General features: G+C 67.1%; 20 protein-coding genes. 6 read left to right on the forward strand and 14 right to left on the reverse strand.

Going from position 1 to position 26,045, the window contains the following annotated elements; all coding sequences use genetic code 11:
• Positions 1-280: 280 nt before the first annotated feature.
• The gene (locus AC57BR_RS19590) at positions 281-2,470 is read left to right on the forward strand and encodes a multicopper oxidase family protein (protein ID WP_496363602.1); all 2,190 of its coding nucleotides are present in this window, start codon (positions 281-283) and stop codon (positions 2,468-2,470) included.
• A 28-nt stretch (positions 2,471-2,498) separates the two neighbouring features.
• Here the strand turns inward: AC57BR_RS19590 and paaK are convergent, their stop codons facing one another.
• From paaK to AC57BR_RS19610, 4 genes are all read right to left on the reverse strand, one after another.
• Complete coding sequence (gene paaK / locus AC57BR_RS19595; RefSeq protein ID WP_496363604.1) at positions 2,499-3,872, reverse strand: phenylacetate--CoA ligase PaaK; 1,374 nt, start codon at positions 3,870-3,872, stop codon at positions 2,499-2,501.
• A gap of 10 nt (positions 3,873-3,882) precedes the next feature.
• Positions 3,883-4,326 (reverse strand): hydroxyphenylacetyl-CoA thioesterase PaaI, encoded by a 444-nt coding sequence (gene paaI / locus AC57BR_RS19600; RefSeq protein ID WP_331572265.1) that lies wholly within the window; start codon positions 4,324-4,326, stop codon positions 3,883-3,885.
• A gap of 36 nt (positions 4,327-4,362) precedes the next feature.
• The gene (locus AC57BR_RS19605) at positions 4,363-5,157 is read right to left on the reverse strand and encodes a CPBP family intramembrane glutamic endopeptidase (protein WP_496363607.1); all 795 of its coding nucleotides are present in this window, start codon (positions 5,155-5,157) and stop codon (positions 4,363-4,365) included.
• A 103-nt stretch (positions 5,158-5,260) separates the two neighbouring features.
• Positions 5,261-6,115, reverse strand: a complete 855-nt coding sequence (locus AC57BR_RS19610) for a CPBP family intramembrane glutamic endopeptidase (protein WP_496363609.1) — start codon at positions 6,113-6,115, stop codon at positions 5,261-5,263.
• A 252-nt stretch (positions 6,116-6,367) separates the two neighbouring features.
• On the opposite strand from AC57BR_RS19610, the gene pta reads away from it, so the two are divergent.
• Together pta and AC57BR_RS19620 are read left to right on the forward strand one after the other, a co-directional pair.
• Complete coding sequence (pta, locus tag AC57BR_RS19615; protein ID WP_496363611.1) at positions 6,368-8,500, forward strand: phosphate acetyltransferase; 2,133 nt, start codon at positions 6,368-6,370, stop codon at positions 8,498-8,500.
• 8 nt (positions 8,501-8,508) lie between these two features.
• Positions 8,509-9,663 carry an acetate kinase gene (locus AC57BR_RS19620; RefSeq protein WP_496363613.1) on the forward strand — a complete coding sequence of 385 codons (1,155 nt, stop codon included), beginning with the start codon at positions 8,509-8,511 and terminating at the stop codon, positions 9,661-9,663.
• Between the two features lie 75 nt (positions 9,664-9,738).
• On the opposite strand, the gene AC57BR_RS19625 is transcribed toward AC57BR_RS19620, so the two are convergent.
• The 3 genes from AC57BR_RS19625 to AC57BR_RS19635 are packed head-to-tail and all read right to left on the reverse strand — an operon-like array spanning position 9,739 to position 12,763.
• Positions 9,739-11,274, reverse strand: a complete 1,536-nt coding sequence (locus tag AC57BR_RS19625; RefSeq protein WP_496365187.1) for a putative bifunctional diguanylate cyclase/phosphodiesterase — start codon at positions 11,272-11,274, stop codon at positions 9,739-9,741.
• Positions 11,264-11,695, reverse strand: coding sequence for a DUF7793 family protein (locus AC57BR_RS19630; RefSeq protein WP_496363615.1), 432 nt, complete (start codon positions 11,693-11,695; stop codon positions 11,264-11,266). The genes AC57BR_RS19625 and AC57BR_RS19630 overlap by 11 nt, the downstream gene beginning before the upstream one ends.
• A complete protein-coding gene (locus AC57BR_RS19635) occupies positions 11,696-12,763 on the reverse strand; it encodes a tetratricopeptide repeat protein (protein WP_496363617.1) in 1,068 nt (355 codons plus the stop codon).
• Positions 12,764-12,976: 213 nt separating this feature from the next.
• Here AC57BR_RS19635 and AC57BR_RS19640 point away from each other — a divergent pair, with 213 nt between their 5' ends.
• Positions 12,977-13,135, forward strand: coding sequence for a hypothetical protein (locus AC57BR_RS19640; protein ID WP_496363619.1), 159 nt, complete (start codon positions 12,977-12,979; stop codon positions 13,133-13,135).
• A gap of 122 nt (positions 13,136-13,257) precedes the next feature.
• Here AC57BR_RS19640 and AC57BR_RS19645 read toward each other — a convergent pair whose 3' ends face one another.
• Entirely contained in the window at positions 13,258-14,964 is a 1,707-nt protein-coding gene (locus tag AC57BR_RS19645) for an ATP-binding response regulator (protein WP_496363621.1), read from the reverse strand.
• 135 nt (positions 14,965-15,099) lie between these two features.
• On the opposite strand from AC57BR_RS19645, the gene AC57BR_RS19650 reads away from it, so the two are divergent.
• Positions 15,100-15,474 (forward strand): SpoIIAA family protein, encoded by a 375-nt coding sequence (locus tag AC57BR_RS19650; protein ID WP_496363623.1) that lies wholly within the window; start codon positions 15,100-15,102, stop codon positions 15,472-15,474.
• A 70-nt stretch (positions 15,475-15,544) separates the two neighbouring features.
• Here AC57BR_RS19650 and AC57BR_RS19655 read toward each other — a convergent pair whose 3' ends face one another.
• The 4 genes from AC57BR_RS19655 to AC57BR_RS19670 form a co-directional block, all read right to left on the reverse strand.
• Positions 15,545-16,351 carry a class I SAM-dependent methyltransferase gene (locus AC57BR_RS19655; protein WP_496363625.1) on the reverse strand — a complete coding sequence of 269 codons (807 nt, stop codon included), beginning with the start codon at positions 16,349-16,351 and terminating at the stop codon, positions 15,545-15,547.
• Between the two features lie 186 nt (positions 16,352-16,537).
• Positions 16,538-19,177, reverse strand: a complete 2,640-nt coding sequence (locus AC57BR_RS19660) for a hypothetical protein (protein ID WP_496363627.1) — start codon at positions 19,175-19,177, stop codon at positions 16,538-16,540.
• Between the two features lie 7 nt (positions 19,178-19,184).
• Positions 19,185-19,901: a peptidoglycan-binding protein gene (locus tag AC57BR_RS19665; protein ID WP_496363629.1), complete on the reverse strand. Its 717-nt coding sequence runs from the start codon at positions 19,899-19,901 to the stop codon at positions 19,185-19,187.
• Between the two features lie 243 nt (positions 19,902-20,144).
• Complete coding sequence (locus tag AC57BR_RS19670) at positions 20,145-22,385, reverse strand: S9 family peptidase (protein WP_496363631.1); 2,241 nt, start codon at positions 22,383-22,385, stop codon at positions 20,145-20,147.
• Between the two features lie 580 nt (positions 22,386-22,965).
• Here AC57BR_RS19670 and AC57BR_RS19675 point away from each other — a divergent pair.
• Positions 22,966-23,304, forward strand: coding sequence for a hypothetical protein (locus tag AC57BR_RS19675; RefSeq protein ID WP_496363633.1), 339 nt, complete (start codon positions 22,966-22,968; stop codon positions 23,302-23,304).
• 126 nt (positions 23,305-23,430) lie between these two features.
• Here AC57BR_RS19675 and ctaD read toward each other — a convergent pair whose 3' ends face one another.
• Complete coding sequence (gene ctaD / locus AC57BR_RS19680) at positions 23,431-25,182, reverse strand: aa3-type cytochrome oxidase subunit I (RefSeq protein WP_496363635.1); 1,752 nt, start codon at positions 25,180-25,182, stop codon at positions 23,431-23,433.
• 130 nt (positions 25,183-25,312) lie between these two features.
• Positions 25,313-25,777 (reverse strand): DUF4383 domain-containing protein, encoded by a 465-nt coding sequence (locus tag AC57BR_RS19685; protein WP_306925486.1) that lies wholly within the window; start codon positions 25,775-25,777, stop codon positions 25,313-25,315.
• Positions 25,778-26,045 lie beyond the last annotated feature (268 nt).

Raw genomic sequence — 26,045 nt, forward strand, 5'->3', positions numbered from 1 at the left:
CGGCACGCGCGAAAACAAAACGCCACAGACAGTCTGCCGCCGGTGCGGCCCCGTGGTTCAAAAACCGTGGCAGACCGCCCATTCGGAGGGTCTGCGCGGCTGGCCTCAGCCTTTCCCCAAGGTCCGAACCCCACAGTTTCGCCAGGGGAATCAGTGCGGCAAAGCTGACCCTCGGGACAAAGGGGTCCCCGTGGTCAGCATTCGGTCTCAGAACCACATATTGGGATGACGACCGGGGCAATGGAATTGGCATGTGCCCCGTGCCAAGGAGGCACTGACCATGTCAGAAGATTCTGCAACCACAAACGGGCTGCGACGCCGCACGCTCCTTCGGCTGGGCGCAGCCGGAGGAGCTGGAGCGGCGCTCGCGGCCGCACAAACCTGGGCCAGTCCGCTGCTCGCCCAAAGGGGGCTGCTTTCGCCCGATGGCGCCTTCGCCGCCACGTCGACAGCGCTTAGTGACATCGTGTTCTACATTGAAAAATACCCAACGAGCCCGCTGATCCTCTCGCCGTTCAGCGACCCGCTGCCGATCCCCAAGGCGCTGGCCCCGGTGCCGAAATCGGTGGTTGATGCGTGGAGCGACCCGCCCGGACCGGGGCCGGGCCAGCAGAACTCGCTGCGCAACGAGCAGCACCAGCTCTGGCCGGGCCGGATCGGCTATCCGGACCCCCTGGTCTACAAGATCGACATACTCCTGCGGCAGCACGCGTTCACCACCTCCCAGGTGCTGCCCATTGACGAGGACGGGCGCCCCACGGTTTCCTTCGACGAGAGGCGAAAAACCTATCCGGCTGGGACCAGGCGGACGCTGCCGCTGTGCACCATCTACGGCTTCAACGGGACATTCCCCGGCCCCATGATCAACGCCGAATACGGCAAGCCGGCGCTGGTCCGCTTCGAGAACCACCTCGACGAAAACCCGCTGAACCTGGACCGCCAGGACTTCGGCTCCCCGGACTGGTCCTCCCTGGTCCACCTGCACAACGGCCACACCGCGCCCGAGAGCGACGGCAACCCGCACTACGCGATGGTGGCCGGGCCGAAGCACCGGGGCTTCCTGCCGAAGACGTGGGTCGACCAGTTGTACCTGAACTGGCCGGCCGGCGGTGATGACCGGGAGAAGCAGAGCTTCTTCTGGTTCCACGACCACACGATGGACCACACCGGCTCGAACGTGTACAAGGGCATGGTGGGCCTGTACCCCATCTACGACCCGAAGAACGGTACGGACATGGGCGACGAGCGCCAGGGCCTTCGGCTGCCCGGCGTCCGCACCAACAACCCGGACGGGTCTTTCGACGTCAACTACGATGTGCCGCTGGCCTTCTACGACTGCAGGCTCGACGACGGCGTCACCATCCACAAGGACATCCACGACGTGCAGGGCGAGTTCCCGGCCGCCAAAAACCCGGCTAAGCACCCCGAATGGTGGGGCAAGACCTTCTACAAGCACTTCCCCAACCACGGGTTCGTTGGGGACATCTTCACGGTGAACGGCACCGCCTCCCCGGTGATGGAGGTGAAGCGGCGCAAGTACCGCTTCCGGTTCCTGGACGCCTCTGTCTCGAGGATCTACGAGTTCAAGCTGATGAGCTCGACGCTGGGCCCGAAGTCATCGGCGTCGCTCGGCTACGTGGAGGACGAGCTCGAAGGCCAGTACCGCATCCCGGACGGGCAGCAGTGCATGCAGTTCACCCAGATCGCGTCCGACGGCGGCCTGTTGCCGTTTCCGATCAAGCGCGATTCCTTCGAACTGTGGCCCGCGAAGCGCCGCGAGGTCATCATCGATTTCACCCGGTACCAGGACGGAACGCCGACCACCAAGGGCGACGTCGTCTACCTGACCAACGTGATGAAGATGCCCAACGGCCGGATGTGGACCAACTCGTCCCGCTTCTTCCCCGACCCGAAGTACAAGGTTCCGGTGCTCAAATTCGTGATCGGCGACACCGCGCCGGACGACAGCCGGATCCCCACTGCGCTCCGGCCGCTTCCGCCGCTGCCGAGCAACTGGCAGAGCATGCTGGACAGCCGGCTGATCTTCGAGGTGAAGCGCGGCGCCCTGGGAGGGGAGACCGAATGGCTCATCAACGGCAAGCCCTTCGACCCGGCGGCCGTGGCCGCGAGCCTGAGGAATCCCGCCGGACGCACCCCCCTGGCCCAGCAGCGGAAAGGCAGCTTCAACCTGTGGGAGGTCCGCAACGGAGGCGGTGGCTGGGTGCACCCGTTCCACCTGCACATGGAGGAACACCGCACCGTCATGCGCAATGGCAAGGACGTGACCCGTGCAGGAGATCCAGGGCATCCCGACGACGTCTCGAAGGAGGATCTGGCGGCGCTCGATCCCGGCGAGTCTGTGATCCTCTACCGGGGCTTCCGGGACTTCGTGGGCCCGTACGTGGCGCACTGCCACAACCTGGCCCACGAGGACCACTCCATGATGTTCGGCTGGTCGATCACGCCGTGACCTGCCACTGAAGACGTGCGCCCGGAGGCTATCCCTTCGGGCGCAGGTCGTAGATCCGGCGCAGCTTGCCGTTGGAGCGCTCGAGCGAGCCGGGCTCCACCACGTCCACCGTGCACGAGGAACCCACGTGGATCTTGATCTGCTCACGCAGGGTGCGGGCCGCCGTCGTGCTGTCCTGGGCTGTGACATTGTCACGGCGCTCGATCTTCACGGTCAGCTGGTCCATGCGCGTGCCCTCGGGCCGGGTGAGCTCGAGCTGGAAGTGCGGGCTGAGCTCCGGGATGCGCAGCGCGATTTCCTCGATCTGGGACGGGAAAAGGTTCACGCCGCGCAGGATGATCATGTCGTCGCTGCGGCCGGTGATGCGCCCCATCCGGCGGTGTGCCGGGCGGGCGGTGCCGGGGAGCAGGCGGGTCAGGTCCTTGGTGCGGTAGCGGATGATCGGCAGGGCTTCCTTGGTGAGCGAGGTGAACACCAGTTCGCCGTGCTCGCCGTCGCCCAGCACGTTTTCCTTGCCCGGGGCGGGGCTGAAGGGGTCGATGATTTCCGGGCGGAAGTGGTCCTCCCAGATGTGGCTGCCGTCCTGGGTCTCCACGCATTCGCCGGCAACGCCCGGGCCCATGACTTCCGAGAGGCCGTAGATGTCGCAGGCCTTGATGTCCATGGTGACCTCAAGCTCGTGGCGCATTTCCTGCGTCCACGGTTCGGCACCGAGCACCGCGTACTTCAGTGACGTGGACGTGGGGTCGATTCCCATGTGGGCCATGGCATCGGCGATGGTGAGCAGGTACGTGGGCGTGGCCAGGATGGCGTCCGGCTCGAAGTCCTGGATGAGCTGGATCTGGCGCTCGGTCTGCCCGCCGGACATCGGAATCACCGTGCAGCCCAGCGCTTCGGCACCGGCGTGGGCGCCCAGCCCGCCGGTGAACAGCCCGTAGCCGTAGGCGTTGTGGACCTTCATGCCGGGGCGGACGCCGGACGCCCGGAGGCATCGGGCCACCAGTTTGGCCCAGTCGGCCAGGTCCTGCTTGGTGTAGCCGACGACGGTGGGCCGGCCCGTGGTGCCGGAGCTGGCGTGCACGCGGGCCACCTCGCTCTGCGGGACGGCGAACATGCCGAACGGGTACTCCTGGCGCAGGTCCTCCTTGGTGGTGAAGGGGAAGTTGCCGAGGTCGGCGAGTTCGCGCAGGTCGGAGGGGTGGACGCCGGCGTCGTCGAACTTGCGCTTGTACAGCGGAACGCGGTCGTACGCGTACGCGACCGTGTGCTGGAGTCGGCCGAGCTGGAGCGCCTCGAGCTCGTCCCGGGACATGGTCTCCTCGGGGTCGAGCACGGCACCGGTGGCGTGCACGCCGGCCTCGGCGACGGCGGCGACGGTGGGTTCAGGGGCGTGGAGGGTCATGGTCTGCTTCCTACTTCTTGGGGATGGTACGGCTGCGTCCGCGGAACTCGGCAATGAGTTCCCCCGGCAGTTGGGCACCGGGATCGGCAGCGAAGATCTGGATGTCGTAGAGGCCGCTGCGGCCTGCGCTTGAGCGGCGGTCGGCGACGGCGGTGATCACCTGGCCCTGGTAGGCCGGCTTGAGGAAATTGATGTCGACGCCGGCAGCAACGGTGATGCTGTCGGGGTCGGCGGGCGACGCGGGGTTGCAGGCGAGGGCGAATGCGGAGTCCGCGAAGGCGAATATCATTCCGCCGTGGGCCATGCCGAAGCCGTTGAGCATTTCCTGCCGGAGGGTCATCCGGATGGTTGCGTGGCCGTCGCTGAGGGTGAGGACTTCTATGCCCATCCATTCCGAGGCGTAGTCGTTCTCAAGGATGTGGTGGGCCACACCGGGGATTGCCGTTTCAGCCATGCGTCGTTGCCTCCAGCTTTATTTACCGAATGTTCATTAGGTAATCCCATCGGAGGGGTTCGTGTCAAGGGTGCGGGCCAGCCGGAGGGGCCCGGCGACGGCGATGACCACCAGCGCTGCCAGGACATGCAGGAGCGCCACGGTCCACCAGAGCGTGAGGTAATCGGGCCCCAGCAGGGCGGGAAAGACCAGCGCGCCGGAGGTGTTGAACGCGGCGTGGAAAACCATGCAGACGGGAACGCTGCCGCTGCTGTTGTAGAGCCAGGCCAGCAGCACGGACTGCGCCAGGACCAACAGCAGGAACGGCAGCGGCGGACGCTGGCCGGTGGGATCCGAGAGTAGCTCCGGCACGTGCCACGCCGCCCACACCAGCCCGAGGAGCAGCGCCGCAGACAGGGCAGTGCGGTCCCGCTGCAGGAGCGGAAGGGCGTAGCCGCGCCAGCCCAGCTCCTCGAAGAGGCCAACGGTCACCAGCGTGAATGCGAAGGTGCCGAGCAGCATGAACCAGCCCGGATTGGGTCCGAGCTCCGGGGCGGGCGCGCCGCCGGAGACCGTGAGCCCGGCCGCCAGCGTCACCAGCAGGCAGGGCACTCCCGCGGCTGCGACGTACCAGCGGCCGGCCACGCGCCACCGGGCCAGTTGCCGGAGCAGTTGCAGCAGCTCGGCCTTGCCGCCTGCGAGAAATGCGGTGATGGCCGCGGCCAGGGCAGGCCCGAACGGTATCAGCGGTGAGCTGTTCGGGTTGAGCAGGGTCAGCGGCCACACCAGCCATGAAATAGCGAAGGCCAGGGCGAAAAACAGCGCGAGCCGATGGGCGGCGGGCCAGGCCATCGTTCCGCGCCGGTCCGCTTCCTTCCGAGCCCGACGGCGGCCTCCGCCGCCAGCGGGCAGCTGCTGTTCAGCGGGCGGGGGCTGTTCACCGGGCATGGGCTGCTCAGCGGGCGACGGTCGCGCCATGGCCCGCCCCCGCCGCCAGGGCGCGGAACCTCCGGAGCAGCGCCAGGACCACGAGCAAAAGGGTGGCCGCGGCAATCTGCTGCCACGCGCCGTCGAACACCGTGAACTTGTCCGCCGAGGAGGCGTTGAACGAGGCGTGGAGGAGTGCCACGATCAGCAGGCTCTGGCCCGTTCCGAGGTAGGCGATGCCCACCAGCAGCCGGAACAACGGGGCGAAGACCAGGAGCACGCCCCACGCAACCGCCACGTCGGACAACGGGGTGCCGCCGAAGCCCTTGTCTGCGAAGGCCAGCGGCAGATGGATGAGCGCGAAGGGGATGGCGGTGAGCAGGCTGCCGGCAACCAGGCCGTGGCGCTCCATCAGCCGGCGCTGGACCATCCCCGTCCAGGCCAGCTCCTCCCAGATGTTCCCCAGCAGCGCGCCAACGACCAGCGTGTTCAGCAGGTATGACCCTGTCACCGCGGCCCACCCGTCCGCGGGCTGGTGGAACGTGCCGGTGGCGGCCGCGATGAGCACTGTCAGGGCGGGCAGGGCCAGGACCGCCGCCACATACCAGCCCGCTCCGACGCGCCAGCGGACGGTTTGGCGGAACAGATCCCGCGCGCCGGGTTTGCCGCCGGCTGCCCGGGTCACCAGGACGGCAGTTCCCAGCAGGATGAGCAGTTCGGCGAGGATGCCGGGCACCGCATTGCCGAGCAGGGCGATGGACAGGATGAGGGCAAGCCACGTCAGCCCGATCGCAATCACCAGGAACGCGGCCACCGGGCGGGCAGCGATGAGCCGGCGCAGCGGAGGGACGGACGGATCGGAAGCGCGGCCAGCGGGACTCATCGGGACCACCATTAATCAGGACATTGCAGCTCAGGACCTTGCTGCGGATGGGCCGGTCCCGGGGCGCTGGCCCACTCCGGGTCCGGGGCGGCGAATGTGCGCCGACGTGGCAATCAACATCATTGTGTGCTCCCGGAAGCGCGGCAACAAGTGAAAGTATGGGGGAGGGCGGGCCCCGGCGCGTCCAGTCAGTAATCCGGCACGTCCAATGCAGTGCGTTCCACGCAGGAGCTTCCAACCAGAGGACAGATCATGGCCAAAGGGATATATGTCAGTGCGACCACTCCGGGATCGGGGAAGTCGCTCATAGCGCTGGGCCTGGCGGACACGCTCCACCGGCACGCGGACCGGATCGGATTCTTCAAACCCGTGGTCCACGGCGATGACGCCGGCGCGGACCCGATGGTGGCGCTCATGAAGTCCCGTTTCGACCTGGACGACCAGCGCTGCCGCGGCGGGCTGACGTTCACGGAGGTCCGCGGCCTGCTCGCAGAAGGCCGGCGCGAGGACATCGACTCCCGCTGCGTGGAGATCTTCGCCGAGATGGGCCGGCACTGCGACGTGATCATCGTCGAGGGGACGGACCTCACCGGCCACGACGCCGCCGTCGAATTCGACCTCAACGCACGCCTGGCCAACAACCTGGCCGCGCCCGTCGTCGCGGTGGTGGGCGCCAAGGGGCGCAGCGTGGCGGAGGCCGCGGCCGCCGTCGACGTCGCCCGCAAGGAACTGGCTGCCGAGAAGTGCTCGCTGCTGGCCATAATGGTGAACCGGGCGGACCCGGAGGACGTGGACGCGATCATTGCCGCCGTGAAGCCGGGCGCGTCCGGCCGGCCGGTGTACGTTTTCCCGGAGCTGGAAGACATCGCCCGGCCCACCACGGGCGAGGTGGGCACGGCGCTGGCGCTGCGGCAGGTCGCCGGCCGCGCGGACATGGAGCGGGACGTCCGTGACGTCAAAGTCGCCGCCATGAATGTGGGCAACTTCCTGAACGTCCTCGACGACGGCGCACTGGTGATCGTGCCCGGTGACCGGGCGGACGTGATGGTGGCCTGTCTGGCGTCGTCGTTCTCGCCCGAGTTCCCGGTGCCGTCCGGGCTGATCCTCACCGGCGGACTGGCCCCGGACGCCAACATCTATCCGCTGCTGGCCTCCGCGCCGTTCCCGGTGTTCGCCACGGAGGATGACACCTACACCACGGCCCGGCGGGTGTCCGAGGTCCGCAGCGAGATCTGGAGCGGCCACCGGCGCAAGGTGGCCTCTGCACTGGGCCTGTGGTCCCGGCAGGTGGACGAGGCCGAGATGCTCGAGCGGCTGCACCTGCCCCGTGCCGAGCGGATGACGCCGCTGCGGTTCCTGCACGACCTCATCGAGCGTGCCCGCTCCCAGCGCCGCCACATCGTGCTGCCGGAGGGCAAGGACATACGGATCCTGAAGGCAGCCGAAATCCTGCACCGCCGGGACGTCTGTGACCTGACGCTGCTGGGCCGGGAAGCCGACGTCCGGGAGCTCGCCGCAAGCCGGGGCATCGACCTCGCCGGCATCAACATCGTGGACCCGGCCACGTCCGAGCTGCGCCAGGACTTCGCCGCCAGGTACGCCGAGCTCCGGGCGCACAAGGGCGTTGACCTTGCCCGGGCACTGGAGGTCATGCAGGACGAAAGCTACTTCGGCACCATGATGGTCCAGCTGGGCGTGGTGGACGGCATGGTCTCCGGCGCCGCGCACACCACCGCCCACACCATCCGGCCCGCCCTGGAATTCGTGAAGACCCGGGAGGGCGTGAAGATCGTCTCCTCGGTATTCCTCATGCTCATGCCGGACCGCGTGCTGGTCTACGGCGACTGCGCGGTCAACCCGGACCCCAACGCGGAGCAGCTCGCGGACATCGCCCTTGCCTCGGCCGAGACCGCGGCCCAGTTCGGGGTGGAGCCGCGGGTGGCCATGCTGTCCTACTCCACCGGCGGCTCCGGCTCGGGCGAAGCCGTGGAGAAAGTCCGGCAGGCCACCGACCTGGTCAGGGAACGCCGCCCGGATCTCGCCGTCGAAGGCCCCATCCAGTACGACGCCGCCGTGGACGCCTCCATCGCCGAGTCCAAGATGCCCGGCTCCTCCGTCGCCGGACAGGCGACCGTGTTCATCTTCCCGGACCTGAACACCGGCAACAACACGTACAAGGCGGTGCAGCAGAGCTCCGGAGCGGTCGCCGTCGGGCCCGTCCTGCAGGGACTGCGCAAGCCCGTCAACGATCTCTCCCGCGGCTGCACCGTGGAGGACATCGTGAACACGGTGGCCATCACCGCGATCCAGGCGCAGAGCCTGGCCGTCTCGCCGGAAACCCCCAACGCCACAGAACCGTCCGCCGTTTCAGCAGCCAAGGCTTAGGAGGCCCCATGCTCGTGCTCGTCATCAACTCCGGCTCGTCCTCGCTCAAGTACCAGGTGCGCGACGTCGCCGCAGGCAGCGTGCTCACCGAAGGCCTGATCGAGCGGATCGGCGTGTCCAACGGCGGCCAGGGCGACGGCGAGGTGGTGGGCCCGGCGGACCACGCAGAGGCCCTTGAGCAGGTGGACGCGGCTATCCACGAGGTGCTGGGGGACAGGCAGCTGGACGCGGTGGGGCACCGGGTGGTGCACGGCGGCGAGCGGTTCGGCGAGCCCGTGCTGATCGACAACGAGATCACCCGTGCCATCGAACGGCTCAACCCGCTGGCGCCGCTGCACAACCCCGCCAATGTGCTGGGCATCCGCGCCATCACGAAGAAGTGGCCGGACATGCCGCAGGTGGCCGTGTTCGACACCGCCTTCCACCGCAGCCTCCCCGAGCACGCCTGGCGCTACGCCGTTCCCGACGAGCTCTACACCAACCACGGGATCCGCCGGTACGGCTTCCACGGGACCTCGCACGAATACGTCACCAACAGAGCCGCCGCGCTGCTGGATATCCCGGTGGAGGAGTTCGACGGCGTGATCGCCCACCTCGGCAATGGTGCCTCCGTCACGGCGATCCGGGGCGGCAGGTCCGTGGACACCTCGATGGGCTTCACGCCGCTGGAGGGCCTGGTCATGGGCACCCGCTCCGGCGACCTCGACCCGTCCATCCTGGTGTTCCTGGCCCGCACCGGCTGGAACGCCGAGGACCTCGATTCGATGCTCAACCGCGAGTCCGGGCTCAAGGGGCTCGCCGGCAACAACGACATGCGCTCTGTGGTGGAGGCGGCCGAATCCGGTGATTCCCGTGCGGCCACCGCCCTGGCGGTCACCTCCTACCGGCTGGCCAAGTACATCGGCGGCTACCACGTGGCGGTCGGCGGGGCCAAGGCGCTGGTGTTCACGGCAGGGATCGGTGAGAACTCACACCAGTTCCGCTCGTTGGTCGGGGAGCGTCTGGGGGCGCTGGGCATCGAGCTCGACGCCGGGTTGAACAGTGAGCGGTCCAAGGAACCCCGCGTGATTTCCACCGAAGCGTCCGCCATCCCCGTGCTGGTGGTGCCCACGGACGAAGAGCGCGCCATCGCCGAGGCAACAGCCGCCGCCGTCGGGGGCTAGCCGTTGGTCCGTCGAGTGCTCCATAGATGCCGTTTTGAGCCCTCGAAACGGCATTTACGGAGCAACCGATGGGAATTATCCGGGCCAGATGTCCTGCCCGGCGAGGCGTTCGGTGAACTCGGCTGCGGGGAGGGGACGGCTGAAGTAGTAGCCCTGCCCGCTGACGCAGCCGGTGTTCCGCAGATGCTCGGCCTGCTCCGCGTTTTCCACGCCCTCCCACACGGCCTCGAGCCCGCAGGCCCGGATGAGCTGCAGGATGGCCGCGATCAGTGCAGGCTGCGCGGGGTCGCTGCCGAGAGCCGTGAGCAGTGTCCGGTCCACCTTGACCCGGTCCACGGGCAGGCGCCGCAGGTAGCTGATGGATGAATACCCGGTGCCGAAGTCGTCGATCTCCAGCCCCACCCCGAGCTTCCGCAGGCTGGCGAGCGTGTACCGGTCGAGCTCGTTGCCCTTGATGATGTCGCTCTCCGTGAGCTCCAGGACCAGGAGCGCAGGCTCGAGGTTCGCGGCGGTGAGCGCATCCCGGACGTCCTCGATGAACTCAAGCCGCTGCAGGTCCGCGGCCGAGACGTTGATGCGCATGTCGAAGTTGTGGCGGCTGGTTTCCGGGGAACTCCGCCAGCACCGGAGCTGTTCCACGGAGTTCTTGAGCACCCAGTTGCCGAGCTCCGAGATGAGGCCCGTCTCTTCGGCGACGGGAATGAATTCGTCCGGCATGATCAGGCCGCGTTTGGGGTGTTTCCAGCGGACCAGGGCCTCCACGCCCTCGATCTTTCCTGAGGCAAGCTCAATGACCGGCTGGTAGTACAGCACCAGCTGGTCGGTGGCGATGGCCTCGCGCAGTTCCCCGACCAGCTGGTTGCGGAGCTGCCGGGCGTGGAGCATGGCCGGTTCGAACACCCGGAGCTTGTTGCGGCCGTCCGCCTTGGAGGCGTACATCGCGATGTCCGCCTCCATGAGCAGTTCCTCGGACGTCTCGCCGGGATCGGCAATCCTCAGGCCCAGGCTCGCACCGCAGCGGATGGTCTTGCCGTCCACCTCCAGGGTTCCGTTGAGGGAGTCCAGTATCCGGTTTCCGACGGCGGCAGCCTTGGCCGGGGTGGTGGCAGGCAGCAGGACGGCGAACTCGTCGCCGCCCAGCCGGGCCACCATGTCGCCGTCGCGCACGCACGAACGGATCCGTGCCCCCACGGTGGCCAGCACCTTGTCACCCATGGAGTGGCCCAGGGAATCGTTGACGCTCTTGAAGGCGTCGAGGTCCAGCAGCAGCAGCGCCGGCGGCAGCCCGCCGTCGGCCGCCTCAGCCTGGGCCTCATTGACGGCGGTGACCAGCGCCGAACGGTTGTAGAGTCCCGTCAGGGAATCGGTGAGCGCCATATGCTGCATCTCTTTGTGCGCAGCGTTGAGCAGCCGCGTGCGCGATTCCACCCGCTCCTCGAGCTCCTGGTAAATGATCTGCAGGTCCTCGGCGAGCAGATTGGTGCCCATGATCACCGCGTCCAGTTCGTCCCGAGCCTCGGAAATCTCAATGCGCGAGTGGAGTTCCCCGGCCGCCAGCCGGACGATGCCGTCAAGCAGCTTCCCGAGCCGGGGATCGTCGTTAGAGAACATCGTCAAGGCGGCTCAACCAGTCGAGGGCGTCGTTTTCGGCGGTGAAATAGCGGGCCGGCACGGAGCTGAATTCGCCGCCCAGCAGAAAGTGCCCCAGCAGCCTGTCCACGGGGGATTCGCCCAGGATCGCCCAGGCAGACACCGAGGGAATCGCCGCGTAGGCTGCCCGCGCCGCGCGGTTTACGGACCTCACCCCGGTCAGTTCGAGCACGACGGCGACCCTCCGGTCCCCGGCCAACTCGCCAAGGCGGCTGTACAGTTGGGCGGTTGCGGTCTCATTCAGATCGGCCCCGCGCGGGAGTACGGCTTTGACGGCGAGGTCATGCAGCACGGTGAAGGCAACAACGGGCGCGTGGGCCGGGCGCGTCGAGGACCCCGGCTGCAGCGGCGCGGCACCGGGAAACACTGTCGCTTCTGGCATTTACCCCCCCTGGAGAAATTGCTGTTGGCGCCGGTCCGAAGACTCCGTTGAGGCAATGAAACCACGGACGGTGGCGCTACGCTCCGGTGCAGCAGCTGTATCGAACAGCGTAGCGGCCTCGTCAAGCAACTGCAGTGATTCCGCTCCGTGTCCCTGTGCCAGCAGCGCCCTGCCCAGGATGAAGGTGGCCTCCGCCGCGGTCTGGGTGGCGAGGATGGGGAACTTGCTGCGCAGCGGAGTCAGGAGGCTGATCGCCGTCTCCATGTCCCCGGTGAGGTAGTACCAGTGGGCGCGGACCAGGGACATCTCCAGGATGTCCCGTTCGCTGCCGCCCACCACCTCGGTGGCGAGCTCGGCACGCTCGATGCAGCGCAGCGTTGCGGCGTCGCCCAGCTTTGCCTGGAGGCGCATTTCCGCGGAGGCGCGGTTGAAGCGCGCCCACAGGTCGACGTCCTGCGAGGGGGAGAGTTTGCCGGCGGCGAGGTCGTGGTAGTGGCCGCCTTCGTTGACCCGGTTGCTGAGGAAGGCGACGTTGCCCATCACCCAGTAGGCCTTGCCTGCAGTGTCATCGTCCACGTGGTCTGTCAGCAGGGACTCCAGGTCCAGACACTCCAGCCAAGCGTCCTCGTGCCGGCCGCTTTCCGCGAGGGCGGCAATGAGTGCCTGCTGGGCCTGGATGTGCAGGTAGACGTTTTCGAAGTCGCCGGCCACCAACCGGGCCGCGGCGGAGGCGGCATCCACCGCTTCGGGGAGCCGGCCGAGGCCCTGCAGTGAATGTGCCAGCAGAATGGCTGCCCGGGCGCCCAAGTCGGGGGCGGAATTTGCAACAGGATGGGCAGCCAGTTCGACGGCGAGTTGCTGGCACTCCTGGATGGCTCCCTGGTCGCGCAGGCATTCGGCCTGCAGCAGGACCATCTTCCACCAGCGCAGCTCGTCCCCGGCCTCCTGGGCCAGCTCGGCGGCGTGCCCGGCCTCGGCATATCCTGCGGCGTAGTCCCGCCGCTTCCAGCTTTCGCGCGCAGCCAACTCCGCGATCACGAAGGGTGACAAGTCGCGCTGCATAGGCATGTTCCCAATTATCCATAATCCTGCGCGCGGTAGGCCGCGGAGGAGCACTGAAATCCGCTTGTTACGGCCATTGCAAGACGCCTGCGGAAAAACATGGCAAAACCTGTGGAATTGACAGGAAATGACTTGACCAAACCTTGATCCAGTGACCGTATACTGTGCCCCGTAATGTGTAATTCGGCTCACAGCGACAAACGACGAAAGGGACAGCGGATGAAGAAACTTGCCGCAACACTTGTTATGACCGGCATCCTTGCAGTGGCAGGTTTCGCTGCTCCTGCAAACGCCGCCCCGAAGGACAAGGACACCACCACGTCCTCCAGTTCGAAGAGCGAAGTCAATTACGCCACCATCGGCTGGTGGCCCAACTAAGGTCGGCACCAGCCAGTCAGAATTACGAGAACCGCCCCGGACCTGCAGGTCCCGGGCGGTTCTCGTTTGCATGCTAACCGGACGGCGACGGCCAGCCGGCCGGGTCGGTAAGGCGACGCCGGTTAGTCGGTTTGGGGTGCGCCGTCCGCTTCGTCGCCGTCGGCCCCGTCGTCCGTTTCCTTCGCCTGGGGACCTTCGACCGGAAGGTGAACCGAGACGGTGGTCCCCTCGCCCAGCACGGAAGAGAGGTCCAGCGAACCGCCGTGGCGCCGCACGATGTCGTGGGCAATGGCCAGGCCGAGTCCGCTGCCCGGGATGGCCGCGGAGGAGGCGTTGGACGCCCTGTAGAAGCGGGTGAACACCTGGGCGATTTCCTGCTCCGGAATTCCGACGCCGGTGTCCACGACGTCGACGACGGCGCTCGGGCTGCCGGCCTCGGAAGCGGCGGTCATGAAGCTGATGCTGATCCGGCCTCCTTTCGGGGTGAATTTGATGGCGTTGGCCACGATGTTGGTGAAAACCTGCTCCAGCTGGGCTTCGTCGGCCTGGACCTTCACGTCCTCGTGCGAGTCGGCGCCGGTGATGGTGACGTTCCGCGACTCGGCGAGCGGGCGCAGGGCGGCCACGACGATCCGCAGGACCTGGCCAAGCTCCACCTGCTTGAGGTTCAGGTTGCCGGAGTCCTGCTGGGAGACCGTGAGCATGTCCTCGATCAGCCTGCGGAGGCGGTCGGAGTTCCGCGAGATGACGTCCATCATGGACAGAATGCCCGGCGGAACGGGGCCGCCAGCCCCGTCGCGGATCATGTCGAGGTACGCCGTGATGGAGGTGAGCGGCGTGCGGAGCTCGTGGTTGACCGTGGCGAGGAAGTCCGTTTTGGCCTTGTCCAGCTCCCGCAACTGCTGCAGCACCTGCAGCTGCGCGCTGATCAGGTGGCCCTGGATGAGGCTGTGCGCGAGGTTGCCGGCCACGTGCTGGATGAGGGCGATCTCTGCCCTGGTCCAGTCGCGGGGCTTCTCCAGCTGCGCGATCCAGATGATCCCCAGCGCCGATTCGCCTTCTCCTACCGGCAGGGCAACCGAGGCTCGGACGGAGCCCAAACCGGACCATTTCCGCAAATCCTCGGCCAGCGCTGCGGACTGGTCCGCCTGGTGATCCGGAACGGCCAGAGCCTCGGCGGCCGACCACAGCGAGGTGGTCTGCTCCCTGGCCGCGTCCTCGGCCGCACCAAGCGAGTCCGGCAGCTTGGCATGGCCGGGCAGGGACCACTGGGCACTGATCCGGGGCACTCGCGAATCCTGGAAGGTGGTGAACCAGACGTTGTCCACGCCCAGGGATTCGCCGAAGCCGCGGACCAGGTGGCCGGCCATCTGCTGGGGGCTGTTGGTGCCGCGGATGGCGGCGGAGACATTACGGAGGCTTTCGCGCAGGAATTCGGCGTCGGCCCGGATGCGGCGGCGTTCCCTTGCCCGTCCGATCAGGGTCTCCACCCGGTGCGTCAGTTCCCGGGCAGTCGCGTCGCGGGAGATGTAATCGGCGATCCCCCAGGGCTCAAGCCGGGCAAGGTCGAAGTCACCGGCGAGGTCAACCAGGAGCAGCACCGGCGTGCCTTCCCATCGGTAGCCGTCCGTCAGCGCGGTGTCAAGAAGTACGACGGCGGCGGGGTTGCCTTCCAGCTCCCCGGCGAGGGATTCGGCGTCGGGCGCCTTCCGGACGCTGAAACCCGCGCCGGTGAGGACAGATGCCACGGCGTCCAGGCGGGCGTCATCGGTGAGAGCGACCACTGCCTCGTGCGGTGCGGAGAGGAACTCCGCCGGTGCCTGGACCATGTGCCCCCTGTGTTGCGAGTGCCTTTTGAGGCTACCGTGAATTTGGACTCACATTATCAGTAGGCCGCCGGTTGGCAGCCTCCTGGGGGGATGTACCTTGATACTTGTCCTCGTTAGCCACCGCGGAGGTTTGATTTGAATTCCCACAGCACCGGACGGAACACGCTGTTCAACCTGGACTTGGATGCCGAAGGCCTGCTCCGGCTGACCTGGGCCAGAGATGCCAGTATCAGTGAGGCGGACGCCGAGGCCGCCATGGCGCAGGTCAACGCGCTCTGCGGCGGCAGCCGTCACCCCATGCTCGTGGACATGGCCACCACCGCCGATGTGAGCCGCGGAGCCCGTGCCGTGTTCGGCCGTCCCTGCCAGGCTTCACGGATTGCGCTGCTCGGTGCGTCGCCCGTGGACCGGGTGATTGCCAACTTCATCCTGGGCATCAACAAGCTCCCGTGCCCCACGAGGTTCTTCACGGACAAGGCCGAGGCCGAGTCCTGGCTGAAGGTCCCGTAGTCCTCAATGCTTTCGCGTCAGCGGGGCTTTCCGGTTCAGCGGGCCTTTCCGGTTCAGCAGGCCTTTCTTGTCATCGGGCCTGGAGCACCGCGAAGTAGCCCGGGATCTGTTCCGGCCGGCCAGCGTGCGTGAGGGGCCGGGTTTCAATGGTCACCGGGCCGTCTTCCACCACATCCCATTTGGCCTCGGGAAAAGCCCGCCTGCGCTGCTCGGTGCCGAAGCGGCCGGGCATGGGCAGTCCGCGGATGGCCTTCTCGAGTGGCCCGGGGATGGAGTGCAGCGTGGCTCCGAGAAGGCTGACGTACTGGATGGGATTTCCGCGGAAGTCGGTCTCGGCCAGGAAGACCCGCCCCCGCTTGCCCACGAGCGGGTGCAGTTCCGCGGCCAGGGCCGCCTGGGCAGGCTTCTTCAGCACGTGCAGGACGCCCCGGATGAAGATGTTGGCTTCACCGGAGAACCCGGCTGCGGCCAGGGCGTCCGTCACGGCACGGTTGCCCGCCGGTGCCGTCATGTCGGCCGCCACGTAGGAGACCCGCTCCAGGCCTTTGGATTCGGCGGCCGCACGTGCGATGGCGTTGGCTGACACATCCACCCCCAGGACATGCGGAAAGTAGGCTGCAAGCGGCCGGCTGAAGACGCCGCTGCCGCACCCGACGTCGATGATGGGAAGGCTGGGGTCCAGTTGACGCGTCAGGTGCTCAAGATACGCCTGCAGCTCATGGTCGCTGCCCGAATCCCACAGCACGTCACCGCCGGCGCCGGTGGCCCCGACCCTGCCCCAGTACTGGTCCCAGGCGACGCTGGGGTCCTTGGGCGCGTTGGAGGACAGCTTCACCAGTTTCGGGAGCAGCAGGTACTTCTTGAGCGCCGAGAGCATCCTTCAAATATATGTTGCCGGGGACACGTCACCGTTCACCCCGGTCCGCACGTCAGTCCCGTCGTCGTCAGGCCCCAAACCACCGTTTGGCCGAAAGTGGCCGCCTGACAAGAGTTGCAGGCGGCCACTTTTGGCAAACCGATGAGGCAGGACCTTGAACTTACCCTGCCTTTGAACTCTCCGGGCCTACGGGCCTGCCGGCTCCGGCGTCGGTGACGCGGACGCCGCGCTGCCGGGAACCGTTGTTGCGGGGGACGGCGCCGCGCCAGAGCTGGCCGGGGCTGGACCGGCGGGGACCGGCGTCGTTCCCGATCCGGGCGCCGGAACCGCAGGGTCCGCCGTCGTTCCTGGCGACGGCACACCCGGCGACTGGACGCCCGGCGTCGGCTCCGCCGGTACAGGCGCACCTGGCCCGGGTCCCGAGCCCGGCTCGGCCCTGTCACTGGCCCCGGGAGATGGCGTGGAGCCCGGTGACGGGGTGCTGGTGCCGGGTTGGGGCTTGGCGCTGGGATCTGTCCGTATGATCTCCGTGAGCTGATCCTTGTAGGCGCTCAGCCGTCCCTGGATCTCGGAAAGGGGGACGCCCTGCAACGTGCGTCCGAACTCCGCGATCTCCTGCCACAGCTCATTGAGCCGGGCCATGCCTTCCGCGCTGAGCGGTCCGTCCAGTGTGAGCACCAGCTGGCTGGCCAGGGCGTACGTCAGGCACCGGAGGCAGTTGTAGTTCGCGGCGGCGGAGAGGTTCTCGGGAACCACAACGTCCGCCTGGCCCACAATCAGCACCACTTGGAACCCGACGGCAACCGCGGCGCAGTCGGCGCAGCTGGCGAATGCGTAGGCCTCGTTGCGGGTGTCCACCGGTCCGTCCTCGGCCCACACCAGCGCGAACGCGACGTCGTAGGTGACGGAGCCATCCGTGGTGTTGACGGCGAGCGCTTGGTTTCCGTCCTCGTCAGGGGCCGGGGGCCTGTCGAAAGGGAAGACCCACGACGGCGGCGCAGCGCCCTCGGGTGCCGTACCCGGGCCCTGGCCCGTTTGGCCCTGGTCCGTTTGCCCGGAGTCCCGGTTGCCGGGCGCCGACGCCGGTGCGGTGCCCGCCCTCGGCACGAGGACCATGCTCAGCTGCGGCTGCTCCCGGGTGGGCAGTGCCGTGCCGTCCGGCCACAGTGCTACCGTCTGCCCCGTCCGGCCTTCCCGAAGGGCCGCGCCGGGACCACCCTGGGCGGGATAGATGGTGGCCGTGGCATCAAAGAGTGTCCCGCGTTCGTAGGGCTGCACCGGGCGGTAGCTCTCGGGCAGCGGCCACCAGGCCCACGCCAGCCCGGCGGCGACGGCGCCGACCGCCGCCACGGCGGTGGCGCGCTGGAGCGGCTTGCCCCGGGTTTTGCTCCAGAGTCCGGTGATGAGCTGCCGCGCCAGCCTGAGCAGCATGTAGACGACGCCCACCACAGGAAGGACGACGGCGGCAATCGCCAGGACGCGCACGGCACCGTCGGCAAAGTCCCCGTCCCCGAGGCTGCCGGCGAGCAGGGCCTGCTGGTGCTGCAGGCTCGCCCACGCAGTACCCAGAAGCCGCGGGAAGGAGACGACCATCAGCACCAGGCTGACCAGCAGCAAGGGGACAGTGACCAGGACCCACACCGTGATGACGGCGCGCGCCCACGGCTTGAGGGCCTGCGCCTCGGGTTCAGGCTTCCCCCAGCGCCACGGCAGGAGCCCGAGCAAGGTGGGACGAATCCGCTGGAACAGGTCGGGCACGCCCGTGGCATCGGCCAGGATGTGGTAGCCGTCGAAGCGGACCAGGGGAAGGAGCTGGCGCACCATCTGCAGGATCTGCGTGAGCACCACCAGGAGCAGCGCATCGAAACCCGTGGCCCACCAGACACCCATGGTGGCGACGGCAACAATGGCGTTGAAGTACAGCCCGCCGGTGTCAGTCCGAAGCCTGCCGCCCCGCCCCAGCCGGTAGGAATCGGTGACATCCGTGAAGAAGGCAGGCCAGACGAGATAGAGCCCGGCACCCATCGCGCCCGGAGTAGCGCCGCCCCGGCGTGCCGCCGCGGCGTGGCCGAATTCGTGAAAACCGGCCGACAGGACTGTGACGGCGAAAATCAGCAGGAGCAGCCACGGGTTCGCGAAGGCGTCGTGCGTGGCGGATGCCAGGCCTTTGACCATCAGGACCCACCAGCACGAGGCCAGGAACCCTGCGGCGACAACTGCCACGATCAGCGGATGGAACAGCACAGCGAACGGTGCCGTCAGCTTCCGTGTGCGCTCGGGGTCCGTGACGGTGTACCGGAACCGCATGCCTAGCAGCGGATCCGATCTGCGGACCGCCGGCTGCGTCCCGTCCGCTAGCTGCAGGAGGCCGAGCGGCAGCAGTTGCCCCTCAATCAGCGTCCGAACGTTGTCTCCGCTGATGAGCCGGCCGCAACGCGTACTGGCCTCCTCGGCGATCCCGTCGATGTTCCGCACGCCGTCGATGGCGTCCAGCACCTGAAAAAGCAGCCGGGTGAGCTGGATGGTCTGGCCGTCGGCGCGGCGAACCAGCGAAGGGGCCTCCCGGTAGCCGGACCCTTTGGCCTCGCCGATGAGCCGCATTCCCTCCGCCCGGACCGGGACGTCGCCGCGTCTTGTGTCCGGGCTTATTACGACGGCGCCGCGGGCGCCTTGGGCGGGGGACTCGCCCGGGCCGCCCGGTGCGGCAGCCGCCCTCGAGACTCCCTCCTGGGTAGTGCGGGCGGTTGAGGGATTCCGACCGGTGGAGGGTGTAGGGGAGACCGGCGGGCCGTCCATGCCGGACGGCCCGCTGTGTTGGGCGCTCATTCAGGAACTACTGCTGCAGATCGGACTGCTGATCTGCAGATGCGGTGGCCTCGCCGTCGATGTCCTGGGTGATGATGGCGTCCTGCTGGGCCACGGCGAAGGCGTCGCTGTCGATCGAGCCAATGTTGGCTGCAACTGCGGCGTCGATGGGCGCGGCAACGTTGGCGTTCGCGGCCACGGCGCCGTTGATCGGGGCGGCGATATCGGCGTCGGCCGCGAGGTCCACGTTGACGTTGAGGAGGTCCCCGTCGAGTCCCGTGGACGGGTCCACGGGAAGGGCGCCCACACCTGTACCGTCCGGAAGTGTGCTGTCGGGCGTTGTGCCGTCAACAACGCCACCGGAGCTGCCGTCAACAACGCCACCGGGGGTGCCGTCGGCCGTCCCGCCGTCAAGACCCGGCCCCTGGCTGATGGTGCTGTCCTGCACGGAGTCTGCCGTGGCGTCGGCGGTGATTCCCTGGTCGATGATGACGCCCTGGTCGGCGAGGGCCTGCGACTCTGAACCGAAGGACAGGACGTTCGCCGAGGCCGCGGCGTCGATAGGGGCTGCTACGTTGGCGTTGGCCGCCACGGCGAGGTCGATCGGCGCAGCGGCGCTGATGCCCAGGTCGAGGTCGGCGTTGAGGTCGAGCACGGACGCGACTTCCTTGTCTGGCAGGGCCGTGCCCGCCTGCGCATTCAGTTCGTCGTCGGAAAGCGGGGTCAATCCCTGTTCATTGCTCACGCTATGCTCCAGTTCCGGCGTCGGATTCCCCGCCCCCAGCGGACAGGTGCACCGAGCCCGTATGCCCGTCAATAGTAAGCAGGATTACTATTTTCTGGAAACACCGGCTGCGCCCAGTGCGCCCGCGGATCGCCAAAATTGGCCGCCTGACAAGTGTCGCAGGCGGCCAATTTTGGCAAAACGGTGGCACGTCGCAGGCGCGAGCACCAAAGAAATGAATCGGGTGAGCGGGAGCCCGGAGCCTTATTTCAGTCCGGCGCCGGGCAGCAGTTCCGTGGCCCCGAGCGAGTCCGCGATGAAGCCGTAGTCCCACGCACGCTCGCGCCACTGCACATAGCGGCCGGAGGCTCCGCCGTGGCCGCCGTCCATCTCGATCTTCATGAGGATCGGCTCGCTGCCCGTGGTCCTGTTGCGCAGTTCCTGCACCCACTTGGCCGGCTCCACGTAGAGGACCCGGGTGTCGTTGAAGGACGTGACCGCAGCGATCTTGGGATAGGCCACCTCACGGACGTTCTCGTACGGGGTGTACGACTTCATGTACTCGTACACCGCGGGATCGGTGATGGGGTTGCCCCACTCCTCCCACTCAAGGGCGGACAGCGGCAGGTCCGGGTCCAGGATGGAGTTCAGCGCGTCCACGAACGGAACCTGCGCCACAATGGCGGCGTACTTCTCCGGGGCGAGGTTGGCCACGGCGCCCATGAGGAGCCCGCCGGCCGATCCGCCGAGCGCGGCGATCCGGTCCGGAGCCACCCAGCCGGACTGCGCCAGCCAGTCTGTGGCGGCGATGAAGTCCGTGAATGTGTTTTTCTTGCTGAGCTTCTTGCCGTCCTCGTACCAGTGGCGGCCCAGTTCACCACCGCCGCGGATGTGGGCAATGACAAACACAACTCCGCGGTCCAGCAGCGAAAGCCGGGCGATGCCGAAGCCCGGGTCCATGCTCAGTTCGTACGAGCCGTAGCCATAAACCAGGCCGGCTGCCGTCGAGTCCTGCTTGACGGCCTTGTGCCGCAGCACCGACAGGGGGACGCGGGTGCCGTCGGCGGCCTCGGCCCATTCGCGGGTGGCCACGTAATCCGAGCCATCGTAGCCGCCCAGCACGGGGCTTTCCTTGCGCAGCAGGAGTTCGCCGGCGGGCTGCTCCGGGGTGGGGAGGACGAAGTCGTACACCCGCGACGGCGTGAAGTAGGACGTGTAGCCCAGCCGGATCACGGGAGCCTCGTAGTCGGAGCCGCCAACCCCCGCCGTGTACAGTTCCTCGTCAAACGCAGGTTCCACCGGCGCCTGCTGGGCCGCGGTCCCCAGCCCGGACAGCGACATCACCTGAACCCGCTCGATGGTGTCCTTCCGGATCGAGACCACGAGGTGGGTGGCGGTGACCCCGGCCCCGTTGACCCGGACGTCGTCGGAATGCTCGACGACGGTGGTCCAGAGCTGCTCGGCCAGCGGCTTGGAAAGCTCGGCAGGGTCCACCAGCGAGACCATGGAGTTCACAGCGTTGCGGTTGTGGGTGATGAGGATGCGTTCAGTTTTCTGCCCGTCCGGGCCCTCGAGCAGGAAGGGCTCGGCCTCGTAAAGCACGCGTTCGTTGCGGGAAATGACGGTGGACAGGCCGGCGTCGGGGTCGTCAAAGCGCAGCAGGCGCGTCTCGCTGTACTCGGAGCAGCCAATGCCGAGCACGAGGTGGCGCCGGTCTGAGGAGAGTTCAAAGCCCAGCCACATGGCGGCGTCGTCCTCCTGGTAAATCACCTCATCGTCGGTGACCGGAGTGCCCAGGACGTGGGACTTGACCTGGTACGGCCGCCACGAGTCATCCACCACGGTGTAAAAGATGCGGGTGCCGTCCGGGGAGAAGGACACACCGTAGAAGACGTTCTCGATGACATCCGGCAGCAGTTCCCCGGTCCGCAGGTCCTTGATCCGCAGGGTGAACCGCTCGTCGCCAGCGTTGTCCACGGCGTAGGCGTAAAGGTTTCCGTCAATGGTCACAGCTGTGCCGCCCACCGAGAAGAACGGCTTGCCTTCGGCTTCGATGTTGCCGTCCAGCAGGACTTCCTCGCCGGGGATTTCGACGCCGGCCTCCACCGCCGGGGGAGTCCAGTCCGCCACCGGGTTGCCCGTGTTTTGGGCTCGGACGCGGCACTGGATGCCGTACTCCTTGCCCTCGACGGACCGGCTGAAGTACCACCAGCCGTCCTTGCGGTTCGGTACGGACAGGTCTGTCTCTTTGGTCCTGCCCTTGATCTCCTGGAAGATGGCCTCGCGCAGCGGCTCCTGGTGTGCCGTGAGGGCCTCCTGGTAGGCGTTCTCCGCCTTCAGGTGCGCCACGACCTCCTCCGACTCCTTGTCCCGCAGCCACTCGTACTGGTCCACGAACGTATCCCCGTGGTGCGTGCGTTCGGTGGGCACCCTCTTGGCGACGGGCGGCCGGGGCGTTGCAACGGCGGAGGAGCTTGCGGGTTGCTGCAGGGGAGTGTGGGTCATTCCCTCAATATATAGAGCCGCCCTGACATTTGGGCGGCCGTTCGCTACCGGGGGAGAGGCTGGCTTTTGACGCTCCCGCACGCCGGCCGGGGCCCTGTCCCAGCTTCGGCGCCGGGCGTATCCTGAACTCGCGTCAGCAAAAAGGAACCCACACGAGCCTTCGAGGGGGAAGCATGACCATCCCGCCAGTGCACGAACCAGAGCCGTTTCCGCCGGAGCCGGGGCCCGATCCCATGCGGCCGGACCCGTCCCGTCCCGCACCGCCCAACCCCGTCCCCGCGCCCGAGCCGCCCGGACCGCTTCCGGTGCCCGACCCCGGCCCTGCGCCGCTCCGTCCCGACCCGACCCGCAGCTGAGTAGCCCGCGAGGGCGACCGTCGTCGTCGAACACGTAAGGACGCACAAATGGTCCGGGGACGCTTAATCCACGCATCCCCGGACCGTTTGCGTGTCCGGGGACCAAACGCGGGTCGCGAAAGTCCCATTTTCGCAACATTCAGGATTTTCCTGTTACCTGGGTCACATGCACGCTAGGGTTAGTTCCGGTCGCAGCGTCGCGGCCGCGCATGAGGGGAGAAGTTTTGAACCAGAAGCTCAAGGTACTGGTCCGCGTGGACCTAGACTGCGGTGAGGCTCAGGTCGCCGCCCAGGGACATGTAACCGCCCAAAGCATCCAAGCTCTTTACGTCGTTATGAAGCGCGCCAACCACCTCCGTCAGGGCCTGCAGCTCGTCGTCGATGTCAGCCACGCCCGCGTCGAACCCGTCGCACTTGAACAGCTGCGGGAATGCTCCAAAACGCACCACCTTCCGCGTTCCATCGATCCGCAGCAGTCCGAATGCAACGTCCGCGTCCTAGCCCCGGCCGACGCCGGAATGGGCGCCGGAGCCAGCCGCTACGCGGTGGCCGCGGCTGCTTGAGCCGGGCCGCTGGTTAGCTGAAACAGCACTGAATACGGACTGAGGCCCCGGACTCCCCAATGGAGTCCGGGGCCTCAGCATGTGCCGGAGGAGCTCCGAAGGGCCTGGGCGTCGGAAGGGCGCCTGCTAGCGGTCGGGGTTCGGATCGCGCACGTCGCGCTCGCCGATGTCCGCCGCGCCCAGAACGTCGGCTGCCGGCGAGTGCACGGGGTCATGTTCGCGGACGCGCAACTCGGGATGGTGAAGGTCCAGGGCCGGCCGCTCGGAGCGGATGCGCGGCAGCGAGGTGAAGTTGTGCCGCGGCGGCGGGCAGGACGTGGCCCACTCCAGGGAGGCCCCGAAGCCCCAGGGATCGTCGACTTCCACCTTTTCCTGGCTGCGGGCCGTGATGAACACGTTCCAGAAGAACGGAATGAGGGACGCCCCCAGCAGGAAGGATCCATAGGTGGAGAACTGGTTCATTGCCGTGAAGTTGTCCTGCGGCATGTAGTCGGCGTAGCGGCGGGGCATGCCTTCAACGCCGAGCCAGTGCTGGATCAGGAAGGTGCCGTGGAAGCCCACGAGCAGCATCCAGAAGTGGATCTTGCCGAGTCGCTCGTTGAGCATCTTGCCCGTCCACTTCGGCCACCAGAAGTAGAAGCCGGCGAACATCGCGAACACCACGGTGCCGAACACCACGTAGTGGAAGTGGGCCACCACGAAGTAGGAGTCGGAGACGTGGAAGTCCAGCGGCGGGGAGGCCAGGATGATGCCCGTCAGCCCACCGAAGAGGAACGTGATGAGGAAGCCGATGCTCCACAGCATCGGGGTCTCAAAGGTCAGCGAGCCGCCCCACAAGGTGCCGATCCAGTTGAAGAACTTTACGCCGGTGGGGACCGCGATGAACATGGTCATCAGCGCGAAGAACGGCAGCAGCACGGAGCCGGTGACGTACATGTGGTGCGCCCAGACCGTGGCTGACAGGGCGGCGATCGCGATGGTCGCGTAGACCAGGCCCTTGTAGCCAAAGATGGGCTTGCGGCTGAAGACCGGGAAGATCTCGGACACGATGCCGAAGAACGGCAGCGCGATGATGTACACCTCGGGGTGGCCGAAGAACCAGAACAGGTGCTGCCACAGGAGCGCCCCGCCGTTCTCGGGATCGTAAATGTGGGCGCCGAAGCGGCGGTCCGCCCCGACGCCGAATAGCGCAGCGGCCAGCGGCGGGAACGCCATCAGCACCAGAACCGAGGTGATGAAGGTGTTCCAGGTGAAGATCGGCATGCGCCACATGGTCATGCCAGGGGCGCGCATGCAGACGATCGTGGTGATGAAGTTGACCGCACCCAGAATGGTGCCGAAGCCGGACAGCGCCAGGCCGAACACCCACAGGTCACCGCCGATGCCCGGCGTAAAAGTCGTGTTGTTCAGGGGCGCGTATGCCGTCCATCCGAAGGAGGCGGACCCCTGCGGGGTGATGAAGCCGGAAACGGCAATGGTGGAGCCGAACAGGAAGAACCAGAAGGCCAGCGCGTTCAGGCGGGGAAACGCCACGTCCGGTGCACCGATCTGCAGGGGCATGATCACATTGGTAAACCCGGCGAACAGGGGGGTGGCGAACATCAGCAGCATGACCGTGCCGTGCATGGTGAACAGTTGGTTGTACTGCTCCTTGGTGACCACAACTTGCATGCCGGGCTCGAAGAGCTCGGCGCGGATGAGCAGGGCCATCACACCGCCGAGGCAGAAGAACACGAACGAGGCGATCAGGTACATGTACCCGATCGTCTTGTGGTCAGTGGAGGTGATCCACTTGACCACCATGTTGCCCTTACGGCGGGGCACCACTCTGGGGATCTCAGTGGCGGTGGTGCTGGCTGGTTGCTGATATGCGGTCATCGTCTGCCACTCCCCGGCATCGCGCTTCGACGCCCCGTTTGGGGCGAGGGTGCCGGCCGGACCGTGAGCGGTTCACAGAACCGACGGGATCAGGATAACGCCTGCGGCACCCCCGCAAAAGGTTTACTGGTTAATGGCCCGTGGCGGGACCGTGGACCCTCCTGGTGTCGCGGGACAGCAGCAGGGCGAGTCCGATCATGCCAACGCCCAGCAGGAAGTGCAGCCAGTTGTCAGCAGTGTTGACCGGTACGAAGTTCGCCGCGGTCTCGTGGCCGATCAGCAGGCCGTACAGCCAGAGGACCAGGTAGATGACGCCGCCATACAGCAGGTAGCTCCTTGCCTGTCCCGGCGTCCGTCCCATGAGCAGGCCGGCCACGCCGAAAAGGAGGTGGACGATGTTGTGCAGGATGGATACCTGGAAGACGCCCAGAAGCAGGGCGTCGGACGCCGGGCCGGCCATGCCCAGCGAGGCGTAGTTCGAAGTGATACCGGGAATGAACCCCAGGATGCCGACGAGCACGAATACTGCTCCGACAACCTGTGCCGCCCGTTGCAGCCGGGACCTTGCACCGGCCGCGCTGCCCATGGTGGTCATGGCGCCTACTCCTTCAGTTGGAATTGGGTGAAACGGGAATTGACTGCGTTATAGGGAAGCCCGTTTTCGGCGGTGCTTAAACCACGGTTTTGTTCCCGCGGCGGCGTCGCCAGATAAAAACGATGAGGAGAGTGATGATTACTACCGCCGCGATAACGTACGGGGCGTATTCGAGGCGGTTGGTTTCCGACTCTTCCGGTTCTCCTGTGCCTGGGTTGGCAGGAGGCTCGGAGGGGGTTGCAGACGGGGAAGATGTTCCGGTGGGCGC

This window comes from Arthrobacter sp. BGA-UO-ETr-C19, assembly GCF_059568005.1.